Source organism: Streptomyces sp. NPDC055632 (assembly GCF_053618675.1).
In genome coordinates, this window is sequence record NZ_JBSHHY010000032.1 from 17,497 (window position 1) to 39,931 (window position 22,435).

A 22,435-nucleotide genomic window follows, 5' to 3' on the forward strand; every position below is an offset into this window, starting at 1 on the left:
GTGCCTGTCCACCGGCAGACGCTTTCCGGGCAACTGCTGGCACTGGCCCGCGCCCGCCAGAACCGCTACCTGGACGACCTACGAGAACTCGTCTCCATCGACTCCGGCTCCTACGACGCCGAAGGCGTCAACCGCGTGGCCGACTGGGTGCAGCACAGGCTGACGAGAACGGGCTTCACTGTCGAACGCGTCCCCTGCCCGTTCGTAGGCTCCCGCGAAGCCGGTGACGTCGTCGTCGCTCGCAGAACCGGTGCCCTCAGCCCCTCGGACGGGGGCCGCAAGATCCTCCTCGCCGGACACATGGACACGGTCTTCGACAGGGGGACGGCTGTCGACCGTCCGTTTCGGACGAAGGGGCGCCTCGCACACGGCCCCGGCGTCAGCGACGACAAGGGAGGTCTCTTGGCCGGCCTCGCGGCACTGGAGATCCTCGACGCCGCCGGCATCGAGACCTACGACGAGCTGGTCTTCCTGGCCACGCCCGACGAGGAGATCGGTTCCCCGGCCGGCAGACCGGTCATCGAACGGACCGCCCACGGCATGCACTACGGCCTCGGCCTCGAATGCGCCCGTGAGAACGGCGACCTCGTCATCGCCCGCAAGGGCGTCGCCGACTTCCGCCTCACCGTCACCGGCCGGGCCGCCCACGCCGGCATCGAACCCGAACGCGGCGCCAACGCCGCCCTCGCCGCCGCGCACCTGACCGTCGCCCTCCAGGCACTCAACGGCCACTGGGACGACGTCACCGTCAACGTCGGCATCGTCCGCGCGGGCACCCGCGCCAACGTCGTCTGCCCCCAGGCCGAACTCCACCTCGAAGTCAGGGCCGCCACCACGGCCGACGTGGGGCGCGTCACCGAAGCCATCCAGTACGTCGCCGACCACCCCGCGGTCCCCGGCACCTCCGTGACGGTCGAACAGCTCGACCTGTGCCCACCCATGGAGGACACCCCTGCCTCACGCCGCATGTTTGACCTCGCGAAACAGGCGGGCGAGACCCTCGGCGTGCGCTTGGGGGCCGCGGCCACGGGGGGAGTCGGCGACGCCAACCTCATCGCGGGCATGGGGGTGCCGACCCTGGACGGCCTCGGCCCTGTGGGAGGCGCGGACCACACTCCGGAGGAGTGGCTGGACACCTCCAGCGTTCCCCAGCGGGTCGCCATGCTGGCCGCTCTGATCGCCGCCCTCGGCAGCGCCGGCGGTTCTTGAACCACCCACAGCCCGGCAACCACCCACACCCCGGCAACCACCCGCACCCCAGCGGGCCGACGTACGTACCGCCCGCCTCGTCTCCGGCAGTCTCCCGACGCCCTGCCGGACCGGTCGGGGCCCCGTACCACGGAAGCGGGGCCCCGACCACCCCTCCACCCATCCGATTCACGGAGGCACCATGCGCGCACCGACCTGTCCCGCCCGTCGCACCGCTCCGGCCTGCGGCATCGCCATCGCCCTCCTCCTCACCGCACCCGTCGCTCACGCCCAGCCCGCCCGTCCCGCGGACAGGGCGGGCTCCCTCGTCCTGGTCGGCGGCGCCCTGAAGGACGACAACGCGGCGGTCTACGGCGAGATCGTCAAGCGTGCCGGCGGCCCCGCGGCACGCATCGGCGTCATCACCGCCGCCTCCGTGCCCGAGAGCCAGGACCCGGACGCGGACGACCCGGACCTGTGCAGCAACTCGGCGTGCAACGGCGCCTACTACGCCGGCCTGTTCGAGAAGCACGGCGCCGCCGACGCCCAGTGGATCCCCATCGATCTCGACCACATCGCCAACGCCGACTCCGATGCCGTCGTCGCCCAGGTCAACTCCATGACCGGCTTCTTCTTCGGCGGCGGCGACCAGTACCACTACCTCACCACCCTCCTCCACGGCGACGAGCACACCGACTCCAAGGTCCTCGCCGCCATCCGCGCCAAACTGGCCCGCGGAGCGGTGGTCTCCGGCTCCTCCGCCGGCGCGCAGATCGCCTCCGGGCCGGACATGGTCAGCGGCGGCGAATCCTACGAAGGCCTCCGCGACGGCAGCGCCCCCGGCTACTTCGACGACCCGACCCGCCTCGGACACATCCCCGAGGGCGGCTTCGGCTTCCTGCGCTCCGGACTCGTCGACACCCACACCGGGGCCTACGGACGCGAAGGCCGCGCACTGCGCCTGGCCGCCGACACCGGCCACGACCGCGTCTACGCCCTCGAGGAGAACACCGCCCTGGTCGTCGACGCCCCCGGCACCCGCGACGAACGCCTGAGCGTCCTCGGCACCAACGGCGTCGCCATCCTGGACCTGCGCCACACCCACGCCCGCACGACGAAGGCCGGCTGGTCCCTGCACGGAGCCCGTTACACCTACCTCACCGACGGCGACCGCTACACCGCCCGCACCTGGTCGGCCCACCCCGCCCCCGGCAAGAAGCCCGTCACCGCCGACGACACCAGCCCCGTCCCGGTCAACACCGATGTCTTCTACTCGGCCGCCAACCCCGGCGGCAAGCCCTACTCCTTCCGCACCACGACCCGGGACCTCGCCGTCCGAACGCAGCGAACCGCTGTCGCGACCACTTTCGAAAGCGGCCCCCGCTTCACCGTCACGCTGACCAAGCCCCACGGCTTCCGCGCCCTGACCGGGGTACCCGGCACCGTCCAGACGCTCATCGGACTCCAGGTCGCCGTCGCGCCACGGTGAACCCCGTCCGACTCGCCGGTTCGGCCGTCCCACGGCCGGCCGGACCGGCACGCACGGCCGGGCCGGGAACGTGACGGCCGGGAGGAAGGACGAAGTGACCGCCGGCCACCTCCCGGGTACGGCCGACAACGGAGCGGCCTTCTCCACCATGACCGGCAGAAAGGCCGTCGGAGAATCCGGAAAGCATCACCCTCCTAGAGCAGTCCCAGGCGACGCGCCGTGTCCTCACCCGCCTTCATGTGTTCGTGAGCGTCCGCACCCAGGCGGTCGAGAACTGATCCGATCAGCGCTTCGATCAGAGCCAGGGTCGGTGTCAGGCTGTCGTAGGGCGAATCGGAGGTCACCTGACTCGTCAGTACGACATCCGCCTGCGCCGTGGCCGGGGACAACCAGGGATCGGTGAACACGACGACCTTTCCGCCCCGCTCCCTGACCAGTTCCGCGACGGCCGTCTTGTCCTCCTCGTAGCGCCGGTAGTCGAAGAGGACGACGACGTCCTTGCGGCCGAGTTGGGTCAGGGCGGAGACCCGCTCCACGTGACCGTCCGGCAGGAAGGAGACGTACTGGCGCAATTGCATGAGGTGCAGCCCCAGATACTGGGCCAACAGGTGCGTGAAGCGTCCTCCCACCAGATGGATGCGCCTTCGCGGATCCGACATGAGCGCCACCGCCTCGTGGAACTCGTGAGTCGTCAGTTCTCTGAAGGTCTTCTCCACCGCCCGCAGCACGACGGTCGACCCTGGCACGGCACCTTCGCTCCCGTCCGCCTTGCCGGAAGCCGTGCCGTCCCGGGCGCCGGACGTCTCGTAGAGCGTCACGGGAGACGCGGTCCGTGCGTCCAGCTCCGCCCGCAGCGCCGCCTGCAAGTCGGGGAAACCGCGATAGCCGAGCCTCGAGGCGCAGCGCAGGACGGTGGGCGCCGAAACCGAGGCCCGCTCGGCGATGGTGGCCACGGTCTCGAAGACGGACGCGGGGTACCCGGCCAGAAGCACGCGCGCGACCTTGCGCTCAGCGGGGCTCAGGTCGCCCAGCCTGTCGCGGATCTCATCCGCGAGGGTGCTGCTCACAGCTCGCTCCTGTTCTGGCCCTGCGTTTCGGCCCCACCGCTGTCCGCTCGCAGAACACCGGACGCTCCGGCCGTACGGCCGGGGTTCGGGCCACCGGGTGTCCGACCTGCCGACCTGCCTGATGCACTTCGGCACGCATCAGGGCAATGTGGACGTGAACCCGTTCTCATGCAGGCAAATGTACCGTCCGTTACAGGCGCGGCGGGATCCACATTCCACGTCTCCGGCAGATCGCTGCCGCAGAAGACGCAGACGAAGTCCTCCTCGCGCACGATGTTGTGCTCCTGGCAGTCGGGACACCGTCGGAACACCACTTCATGGGTGAAGCCGGAGGGCCGCCCGAGCTCTGCGCCGTCCAGAGCATGAGCGACCGCCGACCACGAGGTGGCGTCCGGGCAGTACCCGGTGGACTGGTTGCTGACCTCGCTCACGGTCCACCGGCCTGCCTCACGCGTGAAGCCGATCTCGCCGGCGCTCAGAACCATGTCCCCGCCGGCGCAGGCTACGTGCTCACTTCGCCGCGGCGCCAGCCGAAGCACACCGTCCGTGTCGACCACGAAGGTGAACGGTTCGGCCAGTTCTGCTGCCGATCGCCCAGTGATCCAGCCGTCGAAGTCGGCCGCCGAGCCGACCCGGCGCCCGCCGCCAGGCCGGACCACAGCCTTCAGCTCGACCGGTCCGACGTATCTGTAGATCCGCCCCCGCGCAATCACGTCAGCCAACTTAAAGCACTGACGAAGGCGCCAGAGGAGGCGGCTGGCCACGAGCGCCACGACCCAACGACGGCGACGTCCGTCACGCCCAGTCGGCTCCCAGCGCCCGTAGTGCGTCCCGCTGCCGCTGGTCGAGCTTCTCTCGCCTCGTTCTGGTGTTGGAGATCCATACCCCCAGCCGTACGGGCACCGGTTCCGTCTCTCCGGCGACCGTGATCTCCTCGGCGTGGCCGCGCGGGACAGGCCGATGGCCTTCCCGTTCGACCCACTGGGCCAGGGCCGCAAGGCCGCGCTGGAAGGCTTGCTGTGCCTTACTCGGTGCCTTCTTGGCCGCGCCGCCCGCTGCCGGGGCCGGTGCCGGTGCCGGGGTGGGAGACGGCGCCTGGACGCCGAGTGCGGTCAGCCGTTCCTGCTGCTCGGACGACAGCTGCGTCCAGGTGCCCGGGTTTCTCTGCCGCTGCAACCACCATCCGATGTCGTCGCCGTCGAAGACGACGCCGGGTGCGATGTGGGGCAGGGCACCGTCGGCGTCGACGAGGTCGGTGAGGACGCGGTAGTGGCGTTGCCAGTTGAGTGGCCAGGGGCAGTTCCAGTCCGGGTCGACCTCCGCCAGCTGCGCCGCGCGTACGGCGGCTCGCTCCGGGTCTTTCCCCAGACCGTCCCTCCGGCGGAGGTTGGCCATGTGCTGCCCGACGGGCACCAGGCCCCCGGCCTCGCTCTCGCCCCACACCGTGTCCTGCCGCGGCGCGAGGTGCCCGGTGGCCCGCCGGTAGGACCGGAGGACGGCGAGCTTGTTCTCCCACGCTTCCTCGCTCGGTTCCCACACCATCCCGGCCTCCGGCGCGTCGAGGAGCTCCTTGCGGTGGGGGTCGAGCTCCCCGGCCCGCAGGGTCTTGCGCTGCTGGTGGACCCACCTCCCGAGTGGGAACGCCCTGGTCGCCCCCACTTCGATCTCGACGTCGTACGGGACGGCGTAGAGGCCGGTGATGTCGTTCTTCGCCCGCCAGCGGATGAGGGCTCGGTAGCCCTGCAGCCACACCAGCGATTCGGGCCGGTAGACCCGGGTGCGCAGAAAGGCGGCGATGGTGGCGGCGTCGCGTGGGGTGGAGAAGTGCAGCAGCGCGGACTCGGTGGCCGTGCCGGTGCCGTCGTGCTCCTGGTCCCCGTCCTCACCGGCGCCGACGATCCGCCGGTCCTCGTCGCGCTGGACGTGGATCGTGCGCTTGCCGCTGGTGAGCGCACGGGAGGCGAGCTGCTCGACCAGGTGCTCGTCGTGGCTGCGTAGACCTTGGAGCACGGCGACGAGCGGTTTGAAGCCGGCGGAGGCGATCATGTCGGTTGGGTCCTCGCCGGGCTCCAGAAACACGGGCACGATGATCCTGGCGACCTTCGTGGTCCCCTTGCGGTCGAGTCGGAGGGCGCGGCCGATGTTCTGCACGATCTCGACCTGCGAGCCGCGGGTGTCGGCGAAGCAGATCGCCTGTACGCCCCGTTCGCCGGTGATGTCGACGCCTTCCCCGAGCACGCGACAGCTGGCGAGGAACGCCCGGTGCACCCGGCGCCCGGCCACGTCGATGCCGTTCGCGAACTGCCGCAGCACCTCGCGCCGCTCGGCGACGAGGTGGTCGCCGCACAGCCACGCCGACCACACCCGGTCCGGCGGTACGTGGCGGCCGGCCTCGAGTTCGTAGAACTCCGCGTCGATCGACGAGGCGGGCGGCCCCTCCGCTTTCGCCAGGTCATCGACCGAGATATCGCCGGCATACAGCGCGGCGGCCGTCTCCGGCAGCTTCTCCGCGAACGCCGCCGCCTCCTCCACCTTCTGGTGGAACGTCATGACGGTCCGCAGGTTCCACGCCGCGGCGTGCTCCAGCAGCGCGGTCTGCAGCAGGGCCAGGCGCCGGCCCCGCCGCGCCTCCTCGGACTCGCCGAGGACGGGGGAGGGGTCGCGGATCTCCAGCACGTCGATCTCGAATCCCGCAAGGATCTCCCGCTCGATCGCCTCCGCGAGCCCGAGTTCGGCGAGCCACGTGCCGTACGTGCCGTTCGGGTCGTCGGCCATCGACGCGATCTCCACCTCCCGGCCGCCCGCACCCCTTCGCGGCTGGGGCGCCGCCAGGATGCGCGGGGTCGCGGTCAGGTACAGCCGGAAGTCCGCCGGGATCCGGGCGTTGTCATGGATCGCGGCCCATGGCCGCCCGAGGTCGCCGGCGGTTCCGTGGGCTTCGTCCACGATCGCGAGGTCGAAGCCTGCCATCCGCTGCCCGTAGAGCCGCTCCCCGCCCGCGAGTGCGGCCTCCAGCGGCCCGCGGACCTTCCGCCCGCCCGCCGTCGGGTCCTCCGGGTCGTCCCGGTCGACCAGAGACGCGTATGTGGCGAACACGACCACCGGCCCCGTTCCGGCCCACAGCGCGAGCTGGATCGGATTCGTGGTGGTGCGCACCCCCAGTTCGTTCAGGACCGGGTCGTTCTCCAGCGAGCACACCGCGACCATCGGCGTCCGATGCCCCACCGCCCGCCAGGCCCGGGCGGTCTGTACGAGCAGGTCCAAAGTCGGGACGGTGACGAGGATCCGGCCGTCCGCGAACGATTCCAGCGCGCATGCGGCGGCCGTGATCGTCTTGCCCGACCCGGTTGCCGACACGATCGTGCTCCGGGCTCCTTCCGGAGGGACAGGTCGCTTTGCAGGGAATCCCACCCACCTACGAAATGCCGCCCGCTGGTCCACCTGGTGTTCCCTGAGCGAAATCACGCTCCTTGCTCCCTGCCCTATGATCGCCGCCATGATCCATCCCGTCGCAGGGCCTCCTACGTGGAAGCATCTGGCGTCCGCTCTCGCCCTCGCCGCCCTGATCTGGGCAGTCTGGTACGGCATGCAGCCCGTCTACCCGTCGTGCGCCTACTTCGGCAATCATTCCTACGAGAAAGCTGTCGAGTACGGTCAATGCGATCCACCGAAAACAAGATTCAGCACCTGGGCCCAGTAGACGACCCCCAGGATATCCCGTGATTCCACCATCTCTATATGCCGCATCAACCTTGCAGACGCCTCGCCCCCTCGCCGACGGATAAGGCCCGCCCATGACCGCCGACTGGTACATCCTCATCGAAGAGGACACTCGAACCACCGAACGCGCCGACGGCACGGAACTCAAACTGCACCGCTGGATGCTCGCCGGCACACACCGCATCGGCCCGGACCACACAGAAGCGGCCGCGGCCGCCGAGGACGCGGCCCTCCACTACCTGCCGGGCATCCTGGCCCGGCACGCACGCCCGGGAGACGAGCCTGCCCGCCATGCCCTGCTCGCCCAGGACGGAGCATGGATCGTGCTCGTGAAGCAACGCCACCGCGAATGCCATATACGGGTGACCACGGCCCGGCTCGTGCACTCGCGGGAAGAGAAGGAAGCACCGCCGAAGAGCCTGAAGGAAAAGTTCCGCAGTGCCATGGAGGGCCCGCCGCCTGCAGTGAAGCCCTGGACCTGGGCACCTGAAGACAAGACCGATCAAACCTGACAACCTCCCGCTTCTCGGTCACCGGCCCGCGTGGGCCGACCTTCAGGAAGTGCAGGCGCGGCCGGAAGGACCTTTGAAAGCAGGAGAGGTGCAGCGGACCCTGTCTCTCCTCAGCGGGGTAGTACTCCACTCTGTTTTGTTTCTTTCCGGAGGACAGGGGCCCGACCCGTTCCTGCCGTGGCGAAGGTGCGGTGACGCGAGCGGCAGCCTCGTACCAATGCCCGATCGGTTTGAGCGGCCCGGCGAAGAGCACGGCCCGGGCACGATCGTGAGGCGGTGCGAGTGTGGATTTCGGGTATACGGGCGGCAACCGGTGATGCTGTCGTCCGAGGGGCAGGGGGAGTGGTGATGGAAGCGGCCAAGTGGTCGGTGGACCGTGAACGCCTGGAGCGGTGGGTTCCCCAGGGCGAGCGAATGACAGCCGGCTGTGCGGTGACATATGGACGTGCGCTGTGGGGCCTGGTGCCGCGGCGGGCTTCACTCCTGTTGACCGACCGCCGGGTACGGGTACTGCGTCATCGAGGCAACGACCTGCGCTACGCCGTACGCGGTGTCTGGTTCGAGATGATGCGGGGCGAGGCCGAGGCGGTGTGCCGGGATCCCCAGGTGCGGGTGGAGTTCGACAAAGGACAGGAAGTCGAACTGCGCGGACATGACGGCAGGGTGGAGCGTCTGCTGATCAGCCAGTGGGACGGAGTGCACGCGGAAGCCCTGTACGCGGCGTTCCCTTCCAGGGAACCCGACCCGCAGTGACGTGACGACAACCGCACCCCCACCCCCAAGCCGGCCAGGCCCGGTCCGCGAGGCCGGTCGAACGGGACTGCGGGCGCAGCCGGAAGGGCCCTTCGGGGCGGGGGAGCGTAGCGGGCCCGCCGTCTCGGGGCCGGGGTGCAGCAAAAGCCCGGGCCCTCAGCGAACAGCCCTACCGTTCCAGTAAGCGCAGCGAACGAGAAGGCACCTTTACCGCGACCGGCCCGTGCTCGTTTCACCTCCCGACTCGGGGGCATCCGGCGGTCATGGACACCTCAGCGCACACCGAAGAAGCAGTCGAGACCCAGGGCGACGAGCACCATGTCGTCCTGAGCGCCGATACCAACGGTGACGGCAAGCCCGACGTGTGGATGACCGACACCACCGGTGACGGGAAGGCGGATCTCTACCAGTTCGACACCACCGGTGACGGGCGGATCGACGTCACGATCGTCGAACGCGCCGAAGAGCCCGGTACCGACCGCCTGGTCGTCGAAGGCGACGCCGGACACCCCCAGCAGGCCTGACCCCCTCCCACCCTGCCCCCGCTTCTGCATGTAACAGGGCGCAGCGGGGTGTACGAGCAGCATCCTCCCGAAAGGAACCTCGACATGCTGGGCATAGCCGCCGCTGTACTGTTCTTCATCGCCTTCCTGATCAACGCGGCCGACATCGGCACCAACGACGTGTTCTCCTCCACGAACGTGATGCTCCTCGGGCTCACCGCCCTGGCCCTGCACCTCGCCGGTATCGGAGCGGCCCGCACCAACCACACCACCGGCAGACGCCGACCCTGGTCCCGCCACTGACCCCTTCCGGTCAGTGCTCCAGTGCGACTTCGTGATCTATCCGGCCGAGAGGGCGGCAAATCGTCGCTGCTGGTGGCTGCGCCGGGCTGTGGCCTGGTGGTTTCCGCACCGGTTCGACCAGTTCAGCAGCCTGCACGGGGATGTGTTCGGCGGGTTCAACAGGGTGCCGAACAGGTGGCGGATCTCAAGAACGGTCAGGTCGATGGGGTCGGGGCTGCGGGCGGGCCGTTTCGGCTGTGCGGTCCTGGCCGGTGTCGCGTCGGGGGCAAGGGCGGCCAGGAATGCCAGGGTGAGTACGGCCAGGGTGATGCGCCGGTGCCAGGCCGAGGCGGGCAGGCGGTCGGCGACGGCATCCGCCCGGATAGTGGTCCGGCCCTGGTTGCTCCGCACTCGGGTACTGCAGGCGACGGCCAGGACGTGACCGGTCCGATGGGACTCCCACAGGGCCCGCAGGCCGGGCCTTGGCCGTACGCCTCATCGCCGGTCACCCAGGACGCGCCGATACCAGTGTCCAGCGCGACCGCGATCATCTGCCCGGTCGGCATGGGCTTGGTCGCGAACTCCACCTGGTCGGGCACCCCGGCACGGGTGCGGCGCTCCGCGTTCCTGGACCAAGGTGTGTCGGGCAGGTAGGGCCCCCACAACGTGCCTGGCTGCCTACCGCGCAAGGTCATCGAACCGGATCACGAAGTCACGCTGGAGTACCAGGCTTGTTCTTTAACCTCAGGTTGCCGCGGAGTGCTTGCCGGTGGGGAAATTGCGGTGCGTGTCGGCGCCACGCCAGGGAGACTTGCGGACATGACCGAGAAGATCACCCGCATCAACCCCGAGCAGCTGCATGAGACGCCCGGCTACCACCACATCACGGTGGTGGAGGCAGGGCGCACGGCCTACCTGGCGGGGCAGTGCCCGCTTGATCGGAACGGTGACCTCGTCGGTGCCGGTTCCCTCGAGAAGCAGGTCGACCAGGTGGTCGCGAACGCACTCACTGCCCTGGCCGCGGCGAGTGCCTGGCCGCAACACGTAGTGCGGTCAGTGATCTACGTGCGGAGCGACGAGAGGGACAACCTCGGAGCCGTATGGCATCGGCTCACCGAGTCCGCCCTGGGGCCGGCGTTCACCACCGCCAGCACGCTCTTGGGCGTTGCCCAGCTGGGCTTTCACGGACAGCTCGTCGAGGTGGACCTCACTGTGGCCCTGCCCGACTGACTTCGAACCGGCTTTGTCGAGCAGGGGCGATGTCGCTCGTCGATGGGTTTAGGAGGTGCCGGGGCTCTTGCCAGGGCAGCATCGGGATGCTCCTGGTGAAAGGTGCTGGTCACGCTGCGGATGTCGAAGGTCGAGCTGTACGCGGCGATCCGGCATGACCATCGTGGCGGCATGTCGATGCGGGAGCTTGAGTGCAAGCACGGCGTGACGTGGCGGACGGTGCGGAAGGTGTTGGACTCGTCCTGGCCGGAGCCGCGCAAGAAGCTGCCGCCGCGGGCGATCGGACGGGACCGCTGCAAGCCGGTGATCGATGAGATCCTGCGGGCGGACCTGGACGTGCCGCGCAAGCAGCGGCACACGGTCGCCCGGATCTTCCACCGGCTGGTCGAGGAACACGGCGCCGACGTCTCCTACAGGGTGGTCCGCTCCTCCGCCGAGGCCCGGAAGCCCGAGATCCTGGTCGAGTCGGGCAAGGCCCCGCTGGAGGCGTTCGTCCCCCGGACTCACCAGCCCGGTCACGAGGCGGAGGTCGACTTCGGCGACGTGACGATCCGCCTCGCCGGCGAGCTGGTGACCCGCTGTCTGTTCTCCTTCCGCCTGTCGTATTCCGGCAGGGCCGTCCACCGAGGTCTCCTCGCTCGCCGAGCTGAACGAGATGGTCGATCAGTGGGACCGACAGGACGACGCCCGCCGGATCGGCTCCAGGTCCCGGACCATCGCCGAGGACTTCACGCTCGAACGAATCACTGCTGATGCCACTGCCGGAGGAGCCGTTTGAGACCGGGAGGCTGTTCACCCCGCGAGTCGACCGCTACGGGCAGATCCCGGTCCACGCGAACAGATCCCGGTCCCCACCCGGCTGATCGCCAAAGGCGCCTTCCGCCTGGAGCTGGACCACTACTTGAAGGCCCTGGTTCGTAAACCGGGCGCTTTGAAGAGCGCCCGGCGAACGGTGGCGATGGCTCAAGGTCTCGGTCTGCGAGACGGTGCCCGATGGGGATGGGCGGATCTGTGCGACCTGCGGGACGCCTGTCCGCTCGTACCAGTACCGCTTCTATCCGCCTGAGTCCTCCATGTTTGAGCGGTGCATCGGGTTCGCATGGTGTTCCGGCTGCCGGATCTACTCCGGCGCGATGGTTCACGTTCCCCGGAAACGAGTACTCGTTGATGCGCTGTCATCGCTGCCCGACGACCAGCAGGAGCGTATTAAGCGGAGCGAAACCAGGTTGATCGAGTACCTGGACAGGCAGGCCCGGGGCAAGAGTTCACCATCCGGTCGCTGATGGTGTGGCAGCCCGTCAGGCGACGCCGACGTCTCCTTCGACGGCGGTGAGCCGGTTTTTGAGCCGGTAGCTGGGGCCGTTGATCGGGACGACGTCGCAGTGGCGGAGGAGCCGGGCGAGGATGGCGGTGGCCAGGCCTTCGTCGCCGAAGACCTGGCCCCACTCATTGAAGCTCTTGCTCGAAGTCAAGACAATCGCAACCTTTCCGCACCTTTTTGAGATCGGCTGGAAGGCGAGGTCGCCCTCCTCGCGTTCGAGCGGTGGGTAGCCGACTTCGTCGACGACGAGGACATGGGGTCGCAGGTAGGTCTGGAGCTTGCGACCGAGGCGGCCGGTGAAGTCGGCGGCCTTGAGCTGGCGGACCATGTCGTCGAGGGCGGTGAAGTGGATGTTGAACCCGGCCCGGCAGGCCGCGACGGCCAGGGCGACGGCGATGTGGGTCTTACCGACCCCGAGCGGGCCGAGCAGGGCGACGTTGGTCTTGGTCTCCGCGAACGACAGGGTGGCCAGGTCTCGGAGACCTGGGCGGCCGCTGACTGCTTGAGCAGGGCCTGCGGCGGGCCGTACTCCTCGGCGGGCTTCGTGGATCGCGGTGTCCGTTCCGGGCCGGAACCGAGTAGAGGTTGGAGTCGAAGGCGGCCAGGCAGTCCTTGCCGACGTGTCGCAGGTGCCGGTCGGCCACCACGTACGGGTCCGGTGGCAGTGGCCGCAGGGCGGCGTGATCCCGTGCGGTGCGGGCCCCGATCACCTCGCCGTGGGTGCGGTGGGTGCGGTGGATGCGGTGGGTGCGGGCCCGACGCATCGGCACCCAAGCAGTGAACGCGGCGTCGAGCTCCTCCAGGCAGGAAGATGCCCGGCCCGCCAAGACATGGTCACGCACGATGCTCACCTGCCGCTCGACCCGGCCCTTGCCGGTGGGACGGTAGGCCGCGAGCACGTCGATGTCGAAGTCGTAGTGCCCGGCGAACGCCACGGCCTCCGGATGCAGCGGTACCACCCCACCCGGTGCGACGTGCCGGCGCACGACGGTCTTGGTGCGGTCGTGGACGGTCGCCTTCGGGGCACCTCCGAAGTGCGCGAACGCCCGCCGGTGGTAGTCCCGGAACGTCATCAGGTCCTGCGTGGTCGTGAAGCAGTAGAACGGATCGCGGGAGGAGGACAGCACCATGTGGAAGGAGTGGACCTCCGGAATGCCGAGGTGGGCGAGGATCCGGCCCTCGTCGCCCCAGTCCACCTGGGTCTGGGCGCCGGGGGCGACCTCGAACCGCCGCAACTGCAGCCATCGGTCAGCTTCCATGACCATCGCCTGCCGCCCTCCACCTCGGTCACCCGTCAGGCAGGCAGAAGGATCCTCAACGCGGCACGCAGACACGCCACGTTCCTCTGTACGTTCACCCGTACGTAGTTCTGCACTTCCGCTCGTACGCGGACAGCCCGGCCCCTCGGCCAGCCGTCGGCGACGGTGACGTCCCTGTACGAGTGGCGCCTGGCGCATCTTCAGCCGGGCACCAGGCCGCTGCCCTCGGTGTCTCACTACGACCAGTTGCTCCGACGCCGCCGCACCAGCGGCAGCGGCCACCGTGAGGGAGAAGCGCAGTGACCATGCCCCGCCGGCGAGGCTTGACCGAGCAGGCCGCCGACGCCGCGATCGACTCCGCCTGCTGCTTGCTGCGGGTGCCGTCGATCCGCAACTGGTTCTCCGAACATCGACCCCGCTACCATCCACACCCTCGCCAGCTGCGAATGGACCAAGAAGAGCCAGCGACTCTGCCTCATCGGCGACTCCGGCAGATGAGCAGGTGGGACGTGCGCTGGGAACCGAAGCCGCGATGAAGGGCTACCGCATCCGCTGCACCCTCGCCACCAAGCTGGTCAACGAGCTGGTCGAGGCCGCCGATGAGAAACAGCTGAACAGGACCATCACCCGCTACGGCCGCGTCGACCTCTTCTGCATCGACGAACTCGACTCCATGGAACTCGGCCGCCACGGCGCCGAACTCCTCTTCCAGGTCCTGACCGAGCGCGAGGAGAAGAACAGCGTCGCCACCGCCTCGAACGAGTCGTTCGGCGGCTGGACGAAGACGTTCACCGGCCCCCGCCTCTGCGCGGCCATCGTCGACCGGTTCACGTTCAACGGCACCATCATCGAGACCGGCACCGACCCCTACCGCCTCGCCGGCACCCGGGCACGAGCCGGGGAGCCCGCCAAGGCCAACTGACATCTGTCGCTGCCCGACTCGACGGCCTGCCGCTCTGACGGGCGGCGGGCCGGCCCGCATTCGCGGGCTGTCCTGTCGCGAGATCCGATCGGCTCAGTCTTCAGGGCTGTCGTCATCGAGCGGACGCAGACGACGCCGGGCCTCCTCCAGTCGCACGTCATGGTCGGGGAAGAACAGCGCGGGCAGCATCTTGTCCAACTGGCCGGCGATCCGATGGATCGGTGCCCATGCCGCCGGATCGTCGACCGTGTTGCTGAGGTCGGTCATCTGCAACCGCTCCAACCAGTCCGACAGGATCGTCGCTTCGTCGCGGGTGAGCTTGATCGTGACCCCTGTCTCTTCCACCCCGGCCCCACCCCTTCGAACAGGCGACTCAGCGCTCGACGACACGACCCACCGATCGCCGGCTCCGCGAGATCGACCAGTCCTCATCGGGGCCGGACACGTGCCGTCATCTCTCGTCGGCATTCCCGAGCCGGTTGATCACAAACCGCCTCCGCAACCCATCGACAAACGCTTTTCCTGGGGATGAACGAAGCCGGCCGGCAGTCGAAGTCCTCTCCACCTGTCCAGGGGAGGAGTTGGATGCCGGTGAGTTCGCGGAGCGTGTCGTTAGCCTGGGGGTGTGTCGGGACGTGTCATTCCAGGTCGTAAGAACGATGTGATCACTTTGGAGGCTGCGGACGCTCTGTGGGCTGATCTGACGGCCGGTAGTGCTGTGCCGACGGCTTCCTCGGTGCTCGCCTGCTCTGCTGTCGGTGTTCAGACAGGTTATGCCCTGCTTGGTAGCCGTGTGGTGGTAACGATGAAGGCAGGTGACGGCCGGTGCGTTTCGGAGGGCGAGGTGCGCCGGGCCGCGGCGGAGCTGTGTGCGGTGGAGGTGGATCTTCAGGACCTCGTCCGTATCGGTCCGTTCGGCGCTATGGCGAAACAGGAGCACGGTAGGGGAGTGCTGCTGGGGTGGCGCCGGCGCATCGTCCGTGAGCTGCAGGGGTTGGGCCGGCCGGAGCAGGCGGTAGGGGACGGAGACGGCGGGGCGGGCCATCTGGCAGGGGTCGACTGGCGGCGAATACTTGTAGAACACGACAGTGGCCGAGCAGGACGGACATGGTGGCTGCCACGTTCTGCGGTCAGGCTGCTGGACGCGGCAGAGCATGCCGAAAGGCGGTGGCTGCAAACGGCACGGACTGACCCAGGGACCGCGGAACCTGCTGAGCCATGCTCTCCGCGCGAGCAGGCTCCGACCGTCGGCAGCCGGCAGGCAACGAGGCTTGATCGTCCGGCTGCTCCCTTGCGCCCGTACAACGAGGAACTGAAAGGCCTGCTGTATTCAGTGCTCAGCAGGAAACCCGACACCTCCCGCAAAGTGGCCGGATGGGTCTGCGCCGTCTGCCACACAGCACCCGCCACCGTCCTCGACCACTGCCACGAACACGGCTACGTCCGCGCACCCCTCTGCCAGTCCTGCAATACGCAAGAACGCCCCGACCATCTCTATCCCGACGACATCCGCGTCACCGACCGCTACACACGCCTGTTCGCCACCCACGCCACCGACTGGCTACGCCACTGGCACCGCTGCCCCGGCTGCCGCACCCGCACCACCCTGCCCCTGCCCCACCTCGCCGCATGGACAGCCCACACCGCCTGCCGCTCCCTGCGCCCCACCCACCGCGACACCCACAGCTCCCGCGGACGCAAACCGTGCGGCACCCTGCGCGTGACCTGGACCGGCAGCCACCACGCCCCACACTCCTGCCTGCTCACCGTCAAAGTCGACTTCTGCCCCTCCGGCGAACACCGGGACCTGACGCAAGTCCCCTACCGCCAAGCCGCCGAACAGTTCCGCATCTGGCTGGCGGAGACCGCCCCCACCGTGGCCGCCGCGGCCGGCCCCGACCGCCTGGACGACCTCCCCACCCAATTCCGACCCGTCATCGCAGACACCAGCGACAAAGACCTGGGACTGTTCTGACCACACGACGCCAGCGTTCTCTTGGTCTGCAGGGGAGTGAGCCCTGGGCGGTGAGCCTTTTCCAACCTGGCATCCGCGCTCGGTCTCCTGCTGGATCTCACCGCAGATCTCTCCCGCCGTTCACGGTTCCCAGGCTACGGCGGGCCGGGTACGGGTCATTCGCCGCCGCAGCCGCCGCACCCTCCGCAGGAGTCGCCCACAGGAACGCGCGGAATTCCTCGAACCTGGGACGGTCGGGGATCTCGTACGCCTTCACACCGGGGCGCCTCCGATTCCCCGGACGAACGAGGTGAGTACCGGGTCGCGAGGCATCCTGCCCGGGGAGGCGAGCCGCAGGCCGCCACCGTGTGCCCCAGCTCCCGGTGCGCGGCCCCCCGGCCGCCCGGCGGCGGTCGGGAGGCCGGATGCGTCCGGGGTAACCGCGCACCGCCCGCCTGGGCAGAGGCGGCGGTGCGTCCACCCCGTCAACGCTAGGGCCCGAGTGCGAGCGCGGCCTGCGCTACCTTGATCACTGAGTCCGACGCACTTCAGCCCTGCGCAAGCCGTACGACCCTCTGATCGAGCAGCGCTGCCGCCGGCCCTTTCCGAGCTGTCGGTGCTGACCGTGTGCTGGACATGCATGCGCGACGACGAAACTCCTGACAGGCGGGTTCTCGACCAAGATCATCCGTGTCTGTCAGGAACTTCGCGTGCTTGTCCACCCGTCCTCGATCGATCTCTCCAATCGCACTCTGCAGTTCCTGACCGGTCGGTTGAAGGCCAAGCAGTAGGAGATTGGGAGGCGTTGGCGGCGTCTTCCCGCCTCGCGACAGGCCCTGCTCGCCTTGGTCCATCTACGCTGCGGTGACACCTACGCCCAGTCGGCCGCCGGGTTCAGCGTCGGGATCGCGACTGTCCACCACTACGTACGCGAGGCCGTCGAGGCCTTGGCCGGTTCCGCTCCGCCCCTGGCCGTGACGATCCGGACGATCCGGACGAAGGCGTTCGTCATCCTCGACGACACCCTGCTGCCGATCGGCCGCATCACCGCCGACACCCCCTACTACTCCGGAAAGCACAAGCGCCACGGCATGAACGTGCAGGTCCTCACCGATCCGTTCGGGCGGCTGCTCCGGGCCTCGTCGGCTCTGCCCGGCTCGACTCACGACCCTACCGCCGCGCGACAGCACGGAATCATCGAAGCCCTCACCGAAGCAGGACTCAGATGCCGGGCGGACAAGGCGTACCAAGGCGACGGTGGACCCGTCCGCGTCCCGTTCCGGGGCCGGCGCCTCAAGCGGTGGAAGCACTGCCACAACACCACCCACTCCAAGATCCGCTGCCTCGGTGAGCAGGCCAGGACCACCCTGAAGGGCTGGCAGCTCTTGCGGAAGCTCCGCTGCAGGACCCGCATCACAGCGATCGTCCAGGCCGTCCTCGTCCTTCACCACGCGTCGGCATGAGGTTGGAAAAAGCTCACGCTCTAGTCGAGGTCGAGGTCAAGGTCGAGGTCGGGGCCGGGAGTGAGGTTCGGGGCGAGGGCGACATGCATCCACGACGCGGCCTTCTCACGGTGGGAGTGGCCGACCGGCTCAATGTCGCTCTGGTCGACGAGGCTGAACCCGGTCACCGTCACCATGTCGGACCCTTCGGCTTCGGATACCAACTGTGATCCGCAGTCGGGGCAGAAACCGCAGCGCAGGGTTGAGTAGGGGTTCCACCATTTCGGCTCCTCGCCGGAATTCGTCCAGATGAGGGAGTCCTTGGGGAATCCCACCCACAGCACGGCCGGCCCGCCGCACACCCGAGTGTCTCGCTCGCAGGAACACAGGTGCGGATCGTCAGGAATGCCGCTGACCTGGTAGGAGATCCGGCCGCACGCGCAATGTCCCGTCCGGGTCGGCACCGGGAGCGGGAGGCCGGCCCCGGAAACATCGTCCAGCAGCGGCAGGCGGCGGGTGAGCTTGGACGGTTGGTTCGCCATGGGGGATGTGTTGGTCATACGGGTTCTCGTTTCGGTACAGGCCCGGCCCTATGGGGTCGGGCGCGGGTTACTGGAGGGTGAGGATGTCGTCCCCGGTTCGGTGACAGGCCGGCGTACGGCCCGGGCGATGCCGAGCCGGGCACGGGCCTTGTGGAGGGCGGCGAGTTGGTCGGTGACCGCCTCGCCCCGGTCGAAGAGCTCCAGGGCTTGTTCGGGCGTGGTCAAGATCCGCAGGTGGGTGCGACCGGTGGCCGGATCGACGGGCGGGAGGCCGAGGCGGGTGAGAGCAGCGGCATAACGGAGGCGGACGTGCGGCGGCTTGTCGGGATCGGTGAGGTGCCCGAGGAGCAGCGGCTTGCCGAACTCGGCCGTCCGGTGCGAACAGCCGTCCCCAGATCTGGCGCATGGCAAGGTGCTCCGGGGCCGGGCCCGTACGGAAGGGGAAGTGGTGCCGGGCGCGGGCGGTGCGCAGGATGCCGGCCCGGTCCAGGACGGTGGGGGCGATCGGCAGGCCGTCCTGCAGCAGGGCGGGGCCGGCGGCGTTGATGCGGGCGCGGAGCGCAGAGCGCTGGACAGGGCGTGGCGGGCGTTGTCGGGGGACATCAGATCGGGCAGGCGGGCGGGCTCGACGAACTCGACGGCCTCGATCTCGCCTGTGCGGGGCCGGATGGCGGCGATCTGTTCGGCGCTCCACGCGCCGCCGTCGAAGACGTGCAGAATCTCGCCGGGGAACCGCAGGGCGGGGCGCGCGTCGACGCCGGCGGCGGAGACCCAGTCCACGGCGAGCCCGCGGTCGACGGTCATCGTGACGCCGAGCTCTTCACGCAGCTCGCGAGCGGCGGCGTGAGCGGGGGATTCGCCCCTGTCGACGGCGCCACCCGGCAGAAGGCAGGTGTCGCGGTAGCCGACGCGCTCGATCAGGATCCGGCTGTACCGGTCGGCGATCAGCACGGACGCCCCGGCCCACACGGCGGCCGCAGTGCGTAAGGCCCCGTACCTCTCGTCGGTGATCGACATGCTCGGTCTCTCGTCAGAGGCGGATGTGGTGGTCATCTTGGGTCTCCGATCGTGCAGTGTCCCTGCCGTGGGAGGGCCTGTCATAAGGTGAGACGGCCCGTCGTGTCGGGGGAGAAGCCGGGGCCGATCCGATTGAGCTGCTCGAACCGGATGATCTGGTTGCGGTCGGCTACGGGGGACGGGGTGGGGCGACCGACGCTGCGCTGCCCAGTTCCTCGAGTTCGGCGGCTCTGGCGGTCGGACGGTCTCAAAACGATGTGCGGGCATCGCTGCGGGGGTCTCCCACAGGGGGCAGTTCGTCGTAGAGGCCGGCTCGGGCAGAGCGCCGCCACGGACGGGCGCAGTGAAGGGCCATGCGGATGTCTTCGTCCTGCGCGTCGAGGTCGATGTCCGCGATCGCCAGGGCGGGACGGCCGTTCCCGGGACAGCGCGCCAGCCACCGGCCGCCGGGGGCTACGATCCCGGACGGCACCGTAGCGCTGAACTGGGCTGGAACGGAGTAGCCGAGCCAGTAGCCGTAGAGCGTTCCGTACGCCTGGGCGACACGGGCCCGCGGCGCGTCGTCGACCATCACCGACAGCAGGACGCAGTCGACGTCCAAGCGCTCGTACTCGGCGAAGACCTCCGGGAAGTTGGCCTCGATGCACAGCGCGAAGCCGAGCCGGATGCCGTCCACATCGAGGACGAGCGGCTGGTGCCCGGGGGAGTACAGGAAGGACACCTCGGTGTGCGACAGGAACCGCTTGTCGTACCGTGCGACCAGCCGGCCGTGGTCGGAGACGACGTAGAGGCTGTTGTGCGGTCGGTTCGGCGGCGTGAGCGGATGGATCGATCCGAACACCGTCCACAGGCCGAGCTCTCCCGCCAGCGCGGTGATCGACTCCGCTTCCTCGCGCAGGACATCCCATGCGGCACGGCTCCAGTCGGCCGGCACCGGCTCGCCGGCCGGGCCTGCCGCCATCACGTGCTTACTGGGGTAGGTGACCGCCCCCTCGGGGAACTGCACCAACCGCGCACCGGCCGCGGAGGCTTCGACCATCAAGGCCCGGATCTCCTGTCCGCCCGCCCGCAGTGCGCCTCGATCAGTGGGATCTTCCGGCACCGTGCTCTGCGCGACCGCCAACCGCAACGTCCGTGCCGCACCAGGGTGTTCGGCGTGTGCAGAAGTCGTCGTCATCTCTGCCTCCAAGTCATGCGGTGCTTCCGTTCGTGCGGTGCTTCCGTCCGGGCGGGAAGGAGCGGGTGGCGTGGCTGTCAGACGCTGAGACGGTGCGGATCGCCCGGTACTGGACCGGGGGTGAGCCGGGTGAAGAACTCGGTACGGATGATCTCCTCGCGTTCTGCCTCGGGCAGGCGGGCGAGGATGCCGGGCAGGGGCCGCTCGCGCGCAACCTCGCCCCGGTGGGCAAGGATCGCCCGCCACTTGGTTCCTGCCCACGGGCTGATGTCGACGGTCGTGGTCACGTACGCGTCCGGCATGGCCAGCACGCTTTTGCCGACCCCCTCCAGCAGGGCGCCGAGCCGGCCTGCCCCGGACTCCGAGTGCGTGGCCGCGTACAGCGTCCGTGGCTGCCAGGGATCGCCCGTCTCGGGGTACAGGTGCGCCAGGCCGGCGGCTTCGACGGCGAGCAGGGTGATCTGATGGGTGCGCCGGTGGTCCGGGTGACCGGTCAGCTGCCCGACCGCGTCGTGCGTGACGACCGCCTCGGGCCGGAAGTCACGGATGTGGGCGACGAGACGGCCGACGGCCTGGTCGAGGGACGCGTCGACGAGCCGGGGCTCGCCGGAAGCCGACTCGGGATCGCGCGCGTCACCGTAGCCGAGCAGACGCGGGGGGCCGGCGCCCAGGACGGCGAGGGCGTCGGCGAGCTCGGGTGCGCGCCGGCTCGTCGGCGCCCAGGTGGCGGTGACGACGGCGGTACGGGCGCCGGCGGCGTGGTGTTGCGCGAGCACACCACCGGCCAACAGACTCTCGTCGTCCGGGTGCGCGAACACCCCCAGCAGCGAGGGCAGGGACGGGGTCGGCATGGCGAAGAGTACTCCTCGAAACGATGGGCGGGCGGGAGAGGTCAGATGATCGGCTGCCGTCCGGCGGCGGTGAGCCGGTAGATGGTGAGCCGGCTCATCGGACGGCGCGGCTGCGTACGCCGCGTCGTCCACCCTTCGCGCATGCCGCGCAGAGTCTCGCCCAGACCACCCCCGCGCAGGGCCCGGGCCAGAGTGATCGCGGTCCACACACTCGGATAGAGAGGGAGGAACGGGGCGGGGAGGTTGCGGTGGGCGATCCAGATCCGGTTGCGAGCGGCGAGCCGGTGGTGCAGAGCGTGGCGGCCGGGTGCGGTGAGCGGGTGGTGCATGCGGATCGACGCCGCGTACCAGCCGCTCCAGCCCGCCTCGTACAGCCGCCGGGCAAGGTCAGGCCCCTCGTGGTACAGGAACATGCGGCTTTCCCAGCCGCCCACGGCATCGAAGGCGTCGCGCCGGATCAGGACGACGCCTTCGGTCATCGAGGTGACCCTGCCCGGCCGCCCCGGGTTCGAGGCGCGCAGCCGGGGGACCCAGCGGCGCGGCGTGGTCACATCGTCCGGGCCGGTCAGCCGAGGCTGCACCCAGGCAGCTTCGTGATGTCGCTCGGCCTCGGCGACGAGCTGGGCAAGGACGTCGGGACGCGGGAAGGTCGCGTCGTTGTCGAGGAAGTACAGCCAGTCGGCCGGATCGCCTGCGTCGCGCAGCGCGTCGGCGCCGGCGTTGCGGCCGCCGGGGATGCCGATGTTCTTGGGCAGGCATACGGTGAGCGTGCCGGGCGGGGCGACTTCGGGCCGGCAACCGTTGCCGACCACCACCACCCGGACGTCAACGCCGTTCTGTGCGAGGAGCGTTGCCTGCTCAGCGGCCGGACATGTCGCGGAGAGCATCTGCGGGGTGATGCCCTTGAGCCGGACGTCCCGCGCGGTCACGGGCACGTCGGCGGGCGGCCGCATCGGCTCCTCGAACCGGCCGACCTCGACAAGCCGGCCGGCCACAGGGTGCAGCGCCGGCGCCGCGACCTCGATCGGCTCGGCAGGCCGTCCCGCCGGGGTGAGCCCCTCGAAGTCGATCACCACGAGCGTCGTCACGGCGAAGCGGGGACCGGCCATCAGCGCGCGCACGGGATCACCTCCTGCCGACACGCCACGGGCTCCGCGCGGACGGCGCGGCCGTAGCGGATCCGGATTCCTCGGGCGTGTTCCTCGA

Annotated in this window: 19 protein-coding genes and 5 pseudogenes; 11 read left to right on the top strand and 13 right to left on the bottom strand. The window is 69.4% G+C overall.

Annotation, left to right across the window (positions count from 1 at the left end; genetic code table 11):
- Both ACWGSR_RS29940 and ACWGSR_RS29945 read left to right on the top strand, forming a co-directional pair.
- The gene (locus ACWGSR_RS29940) at positions 1-1,209 is read left to right on the top strand and encodes a M20 family metallopeptidase (protein ID WP_453571023.1); all 1,209 of its coding nucleotides are present in this window, start codon (positions 1-3) and stop codon (positions 1,207-1,209) included.
- A 181-nt stretch (positions 1,210-1,390) separates the two neighbouring features.
- On the top strand, positions 1,391-2,677 hold the full coding sequence (locus ACWGSR_RS29945; RefSeq protein WP_453571026.1) for a cyanophycinase: 1,287 nt from the start codon (positions 1,391-1,393) through the stop codon (positions 2,675-2,677).
- A gap of 194 nt (positions 2,678-2,871) precedes the next feature.
- On the opposite strand, the gene ACWGSR_RS29950 is transcribed toward ACWGSR_RS29945, so the two are convergent.
- The 3 genes and pseudogenes from ACWGSR_RS29950 to ACWGSR_RS29960 form a co-directional block, all read right to left on the bottom strand.
- Complete coding sequence (locus ACWGSR_RS29950; RefSeq protein ID WP_376239785.1) at positions 2,872-3,744, bottom strand: MurR/RpiR family transcriptional regulator; 873 nt, start codon at positions 3,742-3,744, stop codon at positions 2,872-2,874.
- Positions 3,745-3,941: 197 nt separating this feature from the next.
- Positions 3,942-4,412 (bottom strand): annotated as a pseudogene (locus tag ACWGSR_RS29955) (hypothetical protein); the annotation flags it as partial.
- A 127-nt stretch (positions 4,413-4,539) separates the two neighbouring features.
- Positions 4,540-7,242 (bottom strand): Helicase associated domain protein, encoded by a 2,703-nt coding sequence (locus ACWGSR_RS29960; protein WP_453571029.1) that lies wholly within the window; start codon positions 7,240-7,242, stop codon positions 4,540-4,542.
- 296 nt (positions 7,243-7,538) lie between these two features.
- Between ACWGSR_RS29960 and ACWGSR_RS29965 the strand changes: the two genes are divergently transcribed.
- The 4 genes from ACWGSR_RS29965 to ACWGSR_RS29980 all read left to right on the top strand — a co-directional run bounded on the left by ACWGSR_RS29965 (position 7,539) and on the right by ACWGSR_RS29980 (position 9,535).
- Entirely contained in the window at positions 7,539-7,976 is a 438-nt protein-coding gene (locus tag ACWGSR_RS29965; protein WP_453571031.1) for a hypothetical protein, read from the top strand.
- A gap of 348 nt (positions 7,977-8,324) precedes the next feature.
- A complete protein-coding gene (locus ACWGSR_RS29970) occupies positions 8,325-8,729 on the top strand; it encodes a hypothetical protein (protein ID WP_453571034.1) in 405 nt (134 codons plus the stop codon).
- A 263-nt stretch (positions 8,730-8,992) separates the two neighbouring features.
- Entirely contained in the window at positions 8,993-9,253 is a 261-nt protein-coding gene (locus ACWGSR_RS29975) for a hypothetical protein (protein ID WP_376239772.1), read from the top strand.
- A gap of 84 nt (positions 9,254-9,337) precedes the next feature.
- Positions 9,338-9,535, top strand: coding sequence for a hypothetical protein (locus ACWGSR_RS29980; RefSeq protein WP_376239769.1), 198 nt, complete (start codon positions 9,338-9,340; stop codon positions 9,533-9,535).
- A gap of 36 nt (positions 9,536-9,571) precedes the next feature.
- Here the strand turns inward: ACWGSR_RS29980 and ACWGSR_RS29985 are convergent, their stop codons facing one another.
- Together ACWGSR_RS29985 and ACWGSR_RS29990 are read right to left on the bottom strand one after the other, a co-directional pair.
- On the bottom strand, positions 9,572-9,925 hold the full coding sequence (locus ACWGSR_RS29985; protein ID WP_453571178.1) for a hypothetical protein: 354 nt from the start codon (positions 9,923-9,925) through the stop codon (positions 9,572-9,574).
- 125 nt (positions 9,926-10,050) lie between these two features.
- Positions 10,051-10,209 (bottom strand): annotated as a pseudogene (locus ACWGSR_RS29990) (hypothetical protein); the annotation flags it as partial.
- Positions 10,210-10,333: 124 nt separating this feature from the next.
- Between ACWGSR_RS29990 and ACWGSR_RS29995 the strand changes: the two are divergent.
- Both ACWGSR_RS29995 and ACWGSR_RS30000 read left to right on the top strand, forming a co-directional pair.
- Positions 10,334-10,744, top strand: a complete 411-nt coding sequence (locus tag ACWGSR_RS29995) for a RidA family protein (protein WP_453571037.1) — start codon at positions 10,334-10,336, stop codon at positions 10,742-10,744.
- Positions 10,745-10,846: 102 nt separating this feature from the next.
- Positions 10,847-11,497: a hypothetical protein gene (locus tag ACWGSR_RS30000; RefSeq protein WP_453571040.1), complete on the top strand. Its 651-nt coding sequence runs from the start codon at positions 10,847-10,849 to the stop codon at positions 11,495-11,497.
- A gap of 545 nt (positions 11,498-12,042) precedes the next feature.
- Here ACWGSR_RS30000 and ACWGSR_RS30005 read toward each other — a convergent pair.
- Positions 12,043-12,546: pseudogene (locus tag ACWGSR_RS30005) on the bottom strand (ATP-binding protein); the annotation flags it as partial.
- On the bottom strand, positions 12,470-13,522 hold the full coding sequence (locus tag ACWGSR_RS30010; RefSeq protein ID WP_453571043.1) for a Mu transposase domain-containing protein: 1,053 nt from the start codon (positions 13,520-13,522) through the stop codon (positions 12,470-12,472). The pseudogene ACWGSR_RS30005 and the gene ACWGSR_RS30010, both read right to left, overlap by 77 nt.
- Before the next feature lie 101 nt (positions 13,523-13,623).
- On the opposite strand from ACWGSR_RS30010, the pseudogene ACWGSR_RS30015 reads away from it, so the two are divergent.
- Positions 13,624-14,246: pseudogene (locus ACWGSR_RS30015) on the top strand (ATP-binding protein).
- A gap of 93 nt (positions 14,247-14,339) precedes the next feature.
- Here ACWGSR_RS30015 and ACWGSR_RS30020 read toward each other — a convergent pair.
- Entirely contained in the window at positions 14,340-14,591 is a 252-nt protein-coding gene (locus ACWGSR_RS30020; protein WP_376239760.1) for a hypothetical protein, read from the bottom strand.
- Positions 14,592-15,537: 946 nt separating this feature from the next.
- Between ACWGSR_RS30020 and ACWGSR_RS30025 the strand changes: the two genes are divergently transcribed.
- Positions 15,538-16,221 (top strand): endonuclease domain-containing protein, encoded by a 684-nt coding sequence (locus ACWGSR_RS30025; protein ID WP_453571046.1) that lies wholly within the window; start codon positions 15,538-15,540, stop codon positions 16,219-16,221.
- Positions 16,222-16,910: 689 nt separating this feature from the next.
- Positions 16,911-17,663 (top strand): annotated as a pseudogene (locus tag ACWGSR_RS30030) (transposase family protein).
- A 20-nt stretch (positions 17,664-17,683) separates the two neighbouring features.
- Here the strand turns inward: ACWGSR_RS30030 and ACWGSR_RS30035 are convergent.
- From ACWGSR_RS30035 to ACWGSR_RS30055, 5 genes are all read right to left on the bottom strand, one after another.
- Positions 17,684-18,202 (bottom strand): GFA family protein, encoded by a 519-nt coding sequence (locus ACWGSR_RS30035; RefSeq protein WP_453571049.1) that lies wholly within the window; start codon positions 18,200-18,202, stop codon positions 17,684-17,686.
- Between the two features lie 30 nt (positions 18,203-18,232).
- The gene (locus ACWGSR_RS30040) at positions 18,233-19,201 is read right to left on the bottom strand and encodes an NUDIX domain-containing protein (protein WP_453571052.1); all 969 of its coding nucleotides are present in this window, start codon (positions 19,199-19,201) and stop codon (positions 18,233-18,235) included.
- 247 nt (positions 19,202-19,448) lie between these two features.
- On the bottom strand, positions 19,449-20,378 hold the full coding sequence (locus ACWGSR_RS30045; RefSeq protein ID WP_453571055.1) for a carbon-nitrogen hydrolase family protein: 930 nt from the start codon (positions 20,376-20,378) through the stop codon (positions 19,449-19,451).
- A gap of 77 nt (positions 20,379-20,455) precedes the next feature.
- Positions 20,456-21,229: a PIG-L deacetylase family protein gene (locus ACWGSR_RS30050; RefSeq protein ID WP_453571058.1), complete on the bottom strand. Its 774-nt coding sequence runs from the start codon at positions 21,227-21,229 to the stop codon at positions 20,456-20,458.
- Positions 21,230-21,270: 41 nt separating this feature from the next.
- Positions 21,271-22,350: a glycosyltransferase family 2 protein gene (locus ACWGSR_RS30055; RefSeq protein ID WP_453571060.1), complete on the bottom strand. Its 1,080-nt coding sequence runs from the start codon at positions 22,348-22,350 to the stop codon at positions 21,271-21,273.
- Between the last annotated feature and the right edge of the window lie 85 nt (positions 22,351-22,435).

Bases quoted from the DNA above. Each gene is read 5' to 3' on its own strand.
- ACWGSR_RS29945 (WP_453571026.1), top strand. From the start codon at position 1,391: ATGCGCGCACCGACCTGTCCCGCCCGTCGCACCGCTCCGGCCTGCGGC.
- ACWGSR_RS29960 (WP_453571029.1), bottom strand. From the start codon at position 7,242: ATGGCGGCGATCATAGGGCAGGGAGCAAGGAGCGTGATTTCGCTCAGG.
- ACWGSR_RS29965 (WP_453571031.1), top strand. From the start codon at position 7,539: ATGACCGCCGACTGGTACATCCTCATCGAAGAGGACACTCGAACCACC.
- ACWGSR_RS29970 (WP_453571034.1), top strand. From the start codon at position 8,325: ATGGAAGCGGCCAAGTGGTCGGTGGACCGTGAACGCCTGGAGCGGTGG.
- ACWGSR_RS29975 (WP_376239772.1), top strand. From the start codon at position 8,993: ATGGACACCTCAGCGCACACCGAAGAAGCAGTCGAGACCCAGGGCGAC.
- ACWGSR_RS29980 (WP_376239769.1), top strand. From the start codon at position 9,338: ATGCTGGGCATAGCCGCCGCTGTACTGTTCTTCATCGCCTTCCTGATC.
- ACWGSR_RS29995 (WP_453571037.1), top strand. From the start codon at position 10,334: ATGACCGAGAAGATCACCCGCATCAACCCCGAGCAGCTGCATGAGACG.
- ACWGSR_RS30010 (WP_453571043.1), bottom strand. From the start codon at position 13,522: ATGCGCCAGGCGCCACTCGTACAGGGACGTCACCGTCGCCGACGGCTG.
- ACWGSR_RS30035 (WP_453571049.1), bottom strand. From the start codon at position 18,202: ATGACCAACACATCCCCCATGGCGAACCAACCGTCCAAGCTCACCCGC.
- ACWGSR_RS30040 (WP_453571052.1), bottom strand. From the start codon at position 19,201: ATGTCGATCACCGACGAGAGGTACGGGGCCTTACGCACTGCGGCCGCC.
- ACWGSR_RS30045 (WP_453571055.1), bottom strand. From the start codon at position 20,378: ATGACGACGACTTCTGCACACGCCGAACACCCTGGTGCGGCACGGACG.
- ACWGSR_RS30050 (WP_453571058.1), bottom strand. From the start codon at position 21,229: ATGCCGACCCCGTCCCTGCCCTCGCTGCTGGGGGTGTTCGCGCACCCG.